The organism is Rhodococcus sp. P3_B8 (assembly GCF_056402775.1).
In genome coordinates this window covers 1-6,145 of sequence record NZ_JBFUGT010000357.1, presented here as the reverse complement: position 1 = coordinate 6,145, position 6,145 = coordinate 1, and the positions used below count along the sequence as shown (strand labels likewise).

At 68.2% G+C, this 6,145-nt stretch carries 7 protein-coding genes; 3 read left to right on the top strand and 4 right to left on the bottom strand.

Annotated elements, in window-relative coordinates; translation table 11 throughout:
- On the top strand, positions 1-778 hold a 778-nt coding region (locus AC1D1G_RS40145), incomplete at its 5' end, for an acetate--CoA ligase family protein (RefSeq protein ID WP_477956375.1).
- An 87-nt stretch (positions 779-865) separates the two neighbouring features.
- On the opposite strand, the gene AC1D1G_RS40140 is transcribed toward AC1D1G_RS40145, so the two are convergent.
- From AC1D1G_RS40140 to AC1D1G_RS40130, 3 genes are all read right to left on the bottom strand, one after another.
- On the bottom strand, positions 866-1,837 hold the full coding sequence (locus AC1D1G_RS40140; RefSeq protein ID WP_005261102.1) for a sigma-70 family RNA polymerase sigma factor: 972 nt from the start codon (positions 1,835-1,837) through the stop codon (positions 866-868).
- Positions 1,838-2,003: 166 nt separating this feature from the next.
- On the bottom strand, positions 2,004-3,482 hold the full coding sequence (locus AC1D1G_RS40135; RefSeq protein WP_477956374.1) for a DUF7782 domain-containing protein: 1,479 nt from the start codon (positions 3,480-3,482) through the stop codon (positions 2,004-2,006).
- 30 nt (positions 3,483-3,512) lie between these two features.
- The gene (locus AC1D1G_RS40130; protein ID WP_477956373.1) at positions 3,513-3,872 is read right to left on the bottom strand and encodes a DUF3099 domain-containing protein; all 360 of its coding nucleotides are present in this window, start codon (positions 3,870-3,872) and stop codon (positions 3,513-3,515) included.
- Between the two features lie 77 nt (positions 3,873-3,949).
- Here AC1D1G_RS40130 and AC1D1G_RS40125 point away from each other — a divergent pair, with 77 nt between their 5' ends.
- Positions 3,950-4,186: a DUF3039 domain-containing protein gene (locus tag AC1D1G_RS40125; protein ID WP_005240826.1), complete on the top strand. Its 237-nt coding sequence runs from the start codon at positions 3,950-3,952 to the stop codon at positions 4,184-4,186.
- On the opposite strand, the gene AC1D1G_RS40120 is transcribed toward AC1D1G_RS40125, so the two are convergent.
- Positions 4,159-5,331 carry a YihY/virulence factor BrkB family protein gene (locus tag AC1D1G_RS40120; RefSeq protein ID WP_477956372.1) on the bottom strand — a complete coding sequence of 391 codons (1,173 nt, stop codon included), beginning with the start codon at positions 5,329-5,331 and terminating at the stop codon, positions 4,159-4,161. The genes AC1D1G_RS40125 and AC1D1G_RS40120 overlap by 28 nt on opposite strands.
- 255 nt (positions 5,332-5,586) lie before the next feature.
- Here AC1D1G_RS40120 and AC1D1G_RS40115 point away from each other — a divergent pair.
- On the top strand, positions 5,587-6,145 hold a 559-nt coding region (locus AC1D1G_RS40115; protein ID WP_477956376.1), incomplete at its 3' end, for a DEAD/DEAH box helicase.

Sequence of the window (6,145 nt, the reverse complement as noted above, 5' to 3'; positions counted from 1 at the left end):
GTACTCGGCGTGGAAGAGTAAACCGTCCTCGAAAGTGGTGCGCCCCAACGGGATCGATCCGGAGCGGGCGAAAGCGATGATCGACGGCTGGCTCGCGGCGTCGTCCGGACGCTGGCTGTCGGACTTTGAGGCATCGCAACTCCTCGCGTGCTACGGCGTGAACGTCGTGGAATTTCGTTCCGCCACCACCGAAGACGAGGCCGTGCAGGCCGCCGAGGAATTGGGATACCCGGTCGCGGTGAAGGCGACGGGGGAGCAGTGGCGGCACCGGCCGGACCTCGGTGGCGTCCGCCTCGATCTGGTCGGACCCGATTCGGTCCGCTGGGCCTACCGCGACCTCGCCGCGGCGTCCGGTGAACCGCTACTCCACGTGCAGCGGATGGCCACCAAGGGAATCGGCTGCGTGGTGGGCGTGCAGGACGACCCGTCGTTCGGTTCGCTCATCTCGTTCGGACTTGCCGGCGTGATCTCCGACCTCCTCGGCGACCGCGCCTACCGGGTGCTGCCCCTCACCGAAGACGCCGCAACGGAACTGATCGACGCACCGAAAGCGGCGCCGCTGCTGTCCGGCTACCGGAGCGCGGTACCGGTGAACAAATCGGCTCTCGTCGACCTCGTGCAGCGGATCTCCGCCCTCGCCGACGACCTCCCGGAGGTACGGGAACTGGCCTGCGAACCCGTGCTCGCGTCGGCCGAAGGCGCGCAGATCACCGATTCGCGCGTGCGGATCGGCCCGGAACCCAGCGTCGCCGACCTCGGCCCCCGCCGCCTGCGCTGACCGGTCACCCGGTCCCGCAGACAGCGCAACGCCGGTGCCGGTCGCGTACGACCGGCACCGGCGCTGATACCGGGTGGGAGACTCTCGTCAGCTGGCGTAGGAGCGCAGCCGCTCGGCGCGGTCGCCCTGACGCAGCTTGCCCATCACTTCGCGCTCGATCTGACGGACACGCTCACGGGAGAGCCCGAAGAGCTTGCCGATCTGGTCGAGAGTGCGCGGCTGACCGTCGTCCAGACCGTAACGGAGGCGGATGACCTGCTGCTCACGCTCGTCGAGGGTGGCCAGCACGCTGCGCACGTCGCTGTGCAGGAGACCCGCGATCACGGCGTTCTCCGCCGACGTGGCCTCGGAATCCTCGATGAAGTCGCCCAGGGGAGCTTCCTCGTCGTTACCGACCGGCATGTCGAGGCTCACCGGGTCGCGGCTGTGGTCGAGGAGATCCGCGATCTTGTGCGCCGGGATGCCCGACTCCTCGGCCAGCTCGTCGTCCGTCGCCTCACGCCCGAGCTGCTGATGCAGCTCACGCTTGATACGGGCCAGCTTGTTGACCTGCTCGACGAGGTGCACTGGGAGCCGGATCGTCCGGCTCTGGTCGGCCATGCCGCGGGTGATCGCCTGACGAATCCACCAGGTGGCATACGTCGAGAACTTGAACCCCTTCGCGTAGTCGAACTTCTCCATCGCGCGGATCAGACCCAGGTTGCCCTCCTGGATGAGGTCCAGCAGCGGCATTCCGCGTCCGGTGTAGCGCTTCGCGAGCGAGACGACGAGCCGCAGGTTGGCCTCGAGGAGGTGCGCGCGGGCGGACTGTCCTTCACGGACGACCGTCGCGAGGTCGCGCTTCTTGGCGGGGGAGAGTCGCTTCCCGGTCTCCAGGATGTGCGCGGCGTACAGCCCAGCCTCGATTCGCTTGGACAGTTCTACCTCGTCTGCGGCCGTCAGCAGAGCCGTGCGGCCGATTCCGTTCAGGTAGACCCGGACCAGGTCGGCAGCGGGGCTCTGGGCGTCCAGATCGGCAGCGCTGGGGCGAATGCGAGTAGTGGTGCTGGGGCTTGTCATGACTTGCCTCCTCATCGGTGGTGTCTCATATGGATCAACGCACCGAAGGCCTGGGAAAGTTCCCGGCCGGTAATTTGCGAAGAGGCTGTGACCTGCGGGTTCCTCGATTCGGTCCTGAGAAGTTGCTGAGAACACGTATAAGGGGGACGGATCGGGAACCCGACGGCTACGCGGGAAGCACGAGTCCGTGCCGGACGAGGGCGTGCACGAGTGGCACGGCCGACTGCGCGAGGTCCTCGGCGTCGACGCCGTGGGCGGCGGCGAGAAGCTCGATCAGTTCGCCCAGCACGAGGCCGTCACCGCGCATGCCCGCGACGAGCGACGCGACGAGATCGTCGATCTCGTGCTGCCACGCCGGGCCGTTCCCGCGGTGCAACCGGGCGACCACCTGGGTCCATCCTTCGTCGCCGGGCAGGAACACCCGCTCCAGGGCGGTGCTCTCCTCCACGCGGAAACGTGCGGTGAGCACGTCGTGCTCGCGCAGCCACGCCACCCGCTCGAAGTACGCGAGCGCCTCCGCGCCCAAGGGGTCGATGAAGCCGTGGGTGAGATCCTCCGCCATCAGATCGGTGGGTGCGTCGGTCCGGCGCAGGTAGACGAACCCGAAGCCGACCCCCTCGACGCTCGCRCTCGCGAGGTGATCCAGCCAGTCCTCGGCAATAGTCGCGGTGGCCGGGTCCCGGGTGTCGAGGCCGCCGTCCCGCATCCAGGTGCCGACGTACAGGGCCGGGTCCGCGACATCCCGCTGAACCACCCACGCGTCGATCCCGTGGGCGGGAAGCCAGGAGGCCACCCGGGCCCGCCAGTCCTCGCCCTCGACGTGGATCCACGACGCCAGCAGCGCCGCCGTGCCGCCGGGCGCGAGGTAGTCCGCCACGCGGGAGATCATCAGTTCACTCGCGCCGTCGAGGTCGAGTCCGGAGTCGCGGTAGGTGTGACCCACCCGGGCGCGGCTGACGACGAACGGCGGATTGGCCACCACCTGATCGAACGTGCGGCCCTCGACCGGCTCGAACCACGAGCCGGCGAGCAGTTCCACCTGCTCCTCGTTGAGCGCCGCGGTGACTGCCGCCAGATCGACGGCACGGACATTCAGGTCCGTGGCCGTCACCGAGTCGGCGTAGGACGTGCCGTGCAGGGCCTGGATGCCGCAGCCGGTCCCGACGTCGAGCAGTGTCCCGACCGGCGCGGTCGGGGTGGCCTGCAGCAGCGACAGCGACGCGTGTCCGACGCCGATGACGTGGTCGACGGGGGTCTCGCGGGGGCGGAGGGAGCCGTCGAGGTCGGAGAGCACCCAGCGGTTGCCCCCGCCGATGTCCATCGGACGGAGGTCGAGGGCCGCGCGGACGACGTCACCGTCGGATTCGAGCAGGCCTGCTGCCACAGCGTCCTCGACCGGGAGCGGGGAGAGCGCCGCGGCCACCTCGCCGACGGGACAGTCGTCGGTGAGCAGGAACAGGCGGATCAGGGTGCCGAGTTCGCCGCAGCCGGCGCTGGCCCGGCGCACCGGGACCGGCTCGTTGCGGCTCAGCGCCGCATGGACCTCGGGGCCCAGCGCATCGAGCAGGGTGTCCGTGTCGTACCGGTTGCGGCGGAGGGCCTCACGCAGAGAGGGGCAGATCGACAGCAGCTCGTCACGGTTCACCCGTGCATTGTTGCAGCACGCCCGACCGCGTCAGCCCTCGATCGTGTGGTGCGGCGGCGCGGGCAGCGCGGTGGAGKGCGACTCGCGGTGGTCGTACCGGCTGGGCTCGTCCTTGGTGCGCGGCGGCCGGTCGTTGGCGATGAGAACCGCGATCCACGGCAGCGGGATCGACACGCCGATGATCGCCATCGAGATCCACGGGTTCTCCCAGATGCCGTACGCCACCGCCGCGAAGATCAGCGCGGGGAACCGGAAGGACATGATGAGCAGGTACTTGCGGACACGGGCGCGATGTTGATCCTCGATGGATCGCGCTGCCTCGGTGATGAGAACCGGATTGCTCGGGGAGCCGGCGTCGTGGGACCCACCGAACCCTGCACTTCGTGCCATGACTCCACTGTTCCACTGTCGGGCGGCAAATGCACACAGGGGGTGGGTTCGTCGGCCGGTTGCGGCATTATTGAGGGGTGAGCACTCAAACCAAGGAACGGCCCGACGTCACCACCGACGAGTCGACCGATGACGACACTCCCAAGTTCTTCCATTACGTCAAGAAGAACAAGATCGCGGAGAGCGCCGTCATGGGCACTCACGTCGTCGCGTTGTGCGGCGAAGTGTTTCCGGTGACGAAGTCCGCGAAACCGGGATCGCCGGTCTGCCCCGACTGCAAGAAGATCTACGAAGGATTGCGCAAGGGCGACTGAGGCTTCGCCGGCGCTCGTCGCACACCCGGTGGCTCGGGGGATTCTCGTACCGGGCCGTCGGGCTCGTCGCCGTTCCCGGACTCCGTCTCTGCCGCATCCGGACGGGCCCGGTCTCCGACGACCTTGATCGGACCGGTGGCGATGCGACGTGTGAGGCTGGTCACCGGACCCGTCGACGGCGAACTCTCGGCCTGCGCGGCGATCCAATCCCGCATCTGGTCGATGCGCGTCGCACGGGCGGGCCAGAACTCCTGGACGGTGGCGTTGAACTCGGCACCGAGCACCACCGCGAACCCCAGGAAGAACGTGAACAGCAGGAACGCGATCGGCGTGGCCAGCGCCCCGTACGTGTACCCGGTTCCGGCCACCCAGGAAAGGTAGCGGCGCAGGCAGGTGCTCGCTCCGAGGAAGAACACCCCCGCGACGAGTGCGCCGCCGAGCAGCCGGTGCCAGGGCAGCGATCGGGGGAGCGCCACCTTGTACAGCGTCGTCAGGCCGACGATGAGCAGCAGTCCCACGCCGGGGTAGTAGAACGTGTCGACGATCTCCGTCCCGATCGTGCGCCACGCCTCCGGGAGCACCCTGCCGACGAGCGTCGGACCCAGCGCGACCAGCGGCAGGGTGAACACGGCGAGGATCAGGAACATCACGTAGAGCAGCAACGCGAACACGCGCTGCCACACCGGGTGCCGCGCCTCCTGCTGGCCGTGGGCCTCGACGATCGAGTCCACGAACGTGGAAATGGCGGACGAGCCGGCCCACAGGGACAGCAGGAAGCTCAGTGACACGATCTCGGGACGTCCGCGTTCGAGTACGTCGCCGACCGTCGGGCGGATGATCTGTTCGACGACGCTGTCGCTGAACACCGTCCCGCTGAAATTGATGATCTTCGACTGGATGATGTCGACGGTGTCGGGCCCGAACCAGCCGCCGACGTAGCCGAGCATTCCGAGGAGCCCCAGCAGGAGCGGGGGCAGCGACAGCGTCTGCCAGAACGCCGCCGTGGCCGCCTTTCCGAAGATGGAATCGTCCCAGGCCTTGCTCGCTGTGCGACCGATCACGCTCAGTGTGCGACGTAGCGGATGCCACCCGGACCGGGGTGGGTCACCGCCACTCTGCGGCGTTGTCGAGGGTGTTTCGGTCATGATGTTTCCAGCATCCCTGACGACACGCCCGGTTGCCCACCGCTGCTGTCCTCGTGTCGCGACAAATCTGTCACTATCGGATGTCGCGAATGCGGTTCGCGTCGGATCCGGACGCTAGGCTCCTTGACGGACAGCGCCTTCGGGTGTGGACCCGGACATGTCGATCGAATACCGAGGAGTGCGAGCAAACAGTGCCATGCCAGCGGAGGGCAGCCCGTGAGTGCTGAGACRGTGGGCTCCCAGTCGGCGCCGAGAGTGGAAACCGAGGCCGCGCAGATCGTGGGCACCGAGGCTTACCTCGCACAGACGGAACCGGCCAGACCCGCAGGATCCCTGCGTGCCTGGCAGCGTCGTGCGCTGACGAAGTATCTGTCCACCGGACCGCAGGACTTCCTCGCGGTCGCGACGCCGGGCGCCGGTAAGACCACGTTCGCGCTGCGGGTCGCGTCGGAGTTGCTGCGCGATCGCACCGTCGATCAGGTGACCGTGGTCGCGCCGACCGAGCACCTCAAGCACCAGTGGGCCGAGTCCGCCGCGCGCAACGGCATCGCGCTGGACTCGTACTTCTCGAACTCGACCGGGCAGACGTCCAGCGACTACCAGGGTGTCGTGGTGACGTACGCGCAGGTCGCCTCGCACCCGTTCAAGCACCGGGTCCGTACCGAGAGCCGCCGCACGCTGGTCATCCTCGACGAGATCCACCACGGTGGTGACGCGAAGAGCTGGGGTGACGCCATCCGGGAGGCGTTCGGTGACGCCACCCGCCGCCTCGCCCTGACCGGTACGCCGTTCCGCAGCGACGACAGTGCGATCC